General features: G+C 72.7%; 3 protein-coding genes and 1 pseudogene. All 4 read right to left on the bottom strand.

What is annotated here, in order from left to right; translation table 11 throughout:
- Positions 1-385: pseudogene (locus AB0G02_RS37070) on the bottom strand (histone deacetylase); the annotation flags it as partial.
- 32 nt (positions 386-417) lie between these two features.
- Complete coding sequence (locus tag AB0G02_RS37065; RefSeq protein ID WP_360804229.1) at positions 418-678, bottom strand: hypothetical protein; 261 nt, start codon at positions 676-678, stop codon at positions 418-420.
- A gap of 7 nt (positions 679-685) precedes the next feature.
- Complete coding sequence (locus AB0G02_RS37060) at positions 686-1,267, bottom strand: GNAT family N-acetyltransferase (protein ID WP_360804226.1); 582 nt, start codon at positions 1,265-1,267, stop codon at positions 686-688.
- Positions 1,268-1,390: 123 nt separating this feature from the next.
- Positions 1,391-2,025 (bottom strand): dihydrolipoamide acetyltransferase family protein (locus AB0G02_RS37055; RefSeq protein WP_360804223.1); only part of this gene is annotated, 635 nt, incomplete at its 5' end.

Genomic DNA, 2,025 nt, shown 5'->3' with positions numbered 1-2,025 from the left:
TCTCGTAGCGGCCGGGGCCGAGCGCGTGCCTGCCGCCCGCCGGCACCGCCGTCAGGTCGAGGTCGACGCCGGGGTCGCGGTACATCTCCTGCGCGGCGACGTCGGAGAACTGCGCGGTGGTGACCAGGTAGGCGCGGACGGCCGCGGTGCCGGGCAGGTCCGGGTCGTAGAACGCCCGGCCGCCGAGCCACACGGGCGAGTGGGTGGCGAAGTAGATCCCGCCGGGCACCTCCCACGCCCTGCTGTCGAGCGGCGGGGCGGCGTCCCGGCAGCCCGGGTAACCGCGCGCCGCACCGACCGGCGTACCCCCGCCGAGGTAGCACGCGAACCGCGCGGCGTGCATGTTCGACCCGTAGCTGACGTACCAGACCGACCGGCTCGACATGCTCCGATGATGCCCTCCGCGCGGGCCGCGGGTCAGCCGTGCACCAGGCAGAGGCGGCACGGGCGGGCGGTCGGGTGCTCGGCTTCCAGCTCCGCCCGTGCGCCGACGAGCTTCACGTAGCTGCCGACCCAGGTGGTGCCGCGGGCCGGGGTGCCGTTGATCGTGCCGCAGGAGGCGCGGTGCAGGACGAGGTTCGCCGGGTTCAGGCTGCGCTCGGCGTTGATGACGTACTGGTCCTGGTGCTCGGCCAACCAGTGCTCGTAGGCGCCGCTGTCCTCCGTGAACCTCTGCATCGGGCCATCATGCGCCGCCGTGCCGCCACGAGGTGTCCGCCATCCGGTGCCACTCGTCCTCCAGGATGGCGTAGATCAGCTCCTCGCCCCACTCGCCCTTGAACACCTCGTTGTGCCGGAAGTGCGCTTCGCGGCGCATGCCCAGCCGTTCCATCACCCGCCACGACGGCTCGTTGAACGCGTCGCAGGACGCCACGATCCGGTGCAGGCCGAGGTGGGTGAAGCCGAGGTCGATCATGGCCGCGGCAGCCTCGGTGGCGTAGCCGCGGCCGTGGTGGTCGGGGTGCAGGATGTAGCCGACCTCGCCCTGCCGGTGGGCTTCGCTGAGCCACTTGAGCACGGCTTCGCCGATGACCTCGCCGTCCTTCTCCACGGCGAGCGCGAGGTGGTCGCCCTCCTTCGCGGGCCACGTCACCGCCGCCTTCAACGCCAGGCTGCCCGCGGTCTCGTCGGGCGTGCGGGCCTCGCCGTAGAGGTACCGCACGACGTCCGGGCGCGACATCCACGAGTGCAGCGCGGCGTGGTCGTCGGGGGTGAACGGGCGCAGGGTCAGGCGTCGGGTCCGAACGGGGTAGTCGGGTGTGGTCACGTCGGTCAACCTACGGAACTCCCGGCCGGCCGTCGTCCGGGTTTCGCCGTCGGAGGACGAGGCTGACGACCGCGTGCGCGACGTCGTCGGCGGGTGATGTCCTCCCAGGTCACGCGGTCGGGGTCACAGGTCGGCCAGGGCCGTGACCGGTGACTCCACGCAGTCGGCCACGAACCGCAGGAAGCCGCCCGCCGTGCCGCCGTCGCACACCCGGTGGTCGAAGGCGAGCGTCAGCTGGGCGACCTTGCGCACCGCGAGCTGACCGGCCACCGCCCACGGTCGGTCGATGATGCGGCCGATGCCGAGGATCGCGGCCTCCGGGTGGTTGATGATGGCAGCCGAGCCGTCCACGCCGAACACGCCGTAGTTGTTGACCGTGAACGTGCCACCGGTCATGTCGGCGGGCGCGAGCTTGCCCTCGCGCGCCGACGCGGTGCGCGCGGCGATGGCGGACGCGAGCCCGGTGGTGGTCAGCGACTGCGCGTCCCGCACCACCGGCACCACCAGGCCCCGCTCGGTCTGGGCGGCGAAGCCGAGGTGCACCTGGTCGAGGACCACGACCTCGTCACCCTCGACCCGCGAGTTCAGCTCCGGGAACTTCCGGAGCCCCAGCACGGTGAACCGGGCCAGCAGCGCGAGGAGCGAGACGGAGGGCATGGCGGCCCGTGCGGCGAGGAAGTCGGTGGCGTCGACGTCGACCCACACCGTCGCCTCGGGGATCTCCCGGCGTGACGTGGCCAGCTTCTCCGCGACCGCGC

The sequence above is a fragment of the Actinosynnema sp. NPDC023658 genome (assembly GCF_040639995.1).
Lineage (GTDB): Bacteria > Actinomycetota > Actinomycetes > Mycobacteriales > Pseudonocardiaceae > Actinosynnema.
This window is presented reverse-complemented; position numbering and strand designations above follow the sequence as displayed.

What these genes read in the sequence shown, in the direction of transcription:
- AB0G02_RS37065 (WP_360804229.1), bottom strand. Translation starts at nt 678, where the DNA reads ATGCAGAGGTTCACGGAGGACAGCGGCGCCTACGAGCACTGGTTGGCC.